Origin of the sequence: Streptomyces aureus (assembly GCF_001418135.1) — a bacterium.
In the GTDB taxonomy this organism is placed as follows: Bacteria; Actinomycetota; Actinomycetes; order Streptomycetales; family Streptomycetaceae; genus Streptomyces; species Streptomyces aureus_A.
On record NZ_LIPQ01000647.1, the window covers coordinates 1 to 1051 of the forward strand.

The 1051-nt window shown below is 73.5% G+C and carries 1 protein-coding gene; it reads right to left on the minus strand.

Annotated elements, in window-relative coordinates; all coding sequences use genetic code 11:
- Positions 1-113: 113 nt before the first annotated feature.
- The coding region (locus tag AOK00_RS35620; RefSeq protein WP_055604240.1) for a UbiA prenyltransferase family protein at positions 114-1051 on the minus strand (938 nt) is incomplete at its 5' end.

Consider the following 1051-nt stretch of genomic DNA (forward strand, 5'->3'; position numbering starts at 1 on the left):
ATCTGCAGCTGCTCGTGGTCGACGCGGGCGGCCGCGCGGGGCCGGGGGAGCTTCGGCGGCGGGGGACCGCGTGTCGGGCGGCGCGGTGGTCGTCGTCGTCATGACCGTCGTCATCACCCGAGGTGGCTCAGCGGCCACGCGCCGGCCAGCAGTGCCGACCAGAGCAGGGCGTTGGAGACGGTCATCCGGTCGCTGAACAGCGCCCGCGAGGGATTGCCGCCGCCCGCGTCGACCACGAGCAGCTGCAGATAGCGGGCGAGGCCGAAGAGCGCGAACGGGGCGGTGAGCACCGCGACCAGCGGTCCGTGCGGGCCGAAGACCGGGCTGCCCTGCACCTGCAGGACGTAACTGACCGCCGTGAGCACCGCGGTGAAGGCGAGCAGCTGGTCGAGGAAGCCGAGGGTGTAGCCGCGCAGCGCGGGCCGGTGCAGCACCCCGCCGACCGCCATCTCGTGGCGCCGCTTGCCCAGGATCAGCAGCAGACAGAGGGAGAAGACACAGAGGGTGAGCCAGCTCGGCACGGGGTTGCCCGAGGCCAGGCAGCCCTGGGCGAGCCGCAGGACGAAACCGAGGGCGACGATGAAGACGTCGAGCAGCGGGACGTGCTTGAGCCCCTTGCTGTACGCGGCGTTCAGCGCGACGTACGCGGCGACCGGCCACCAGTCGACGAGCGCGGCCGTCCCGGTGAACACCGTGAGACCGACCGTCGCCGCGAGGAGGACGGCGAGGGCTGCGGCGAAGGAGACGGCGGTCGCGACGCCGATCCGGCCGGCGGCGATCGGCCGGTGCCGCTTCTCCGGGTGGCGGCGGTCCCGGTCCCGGTCGCCGAGGTCGTTGACCAGGTAGATCAGCGCGGACGCGAGGGTGAAGACACCGATCGCGGCGAGGGCTCCACCGAGCGCGGCACCGTCGAGGTGGGGCGCGCCGAGCAGGCCGAGAGGGACGACGACCAGGTTCTTCGTCCACTGGTGGGGCCGGACGAGAGAGGTGAGGTCGGCGAGCCGACTGGGAGGGCGGGAGGCCGGCGGGCGGGCCGTCGGCCTCCCGCCCT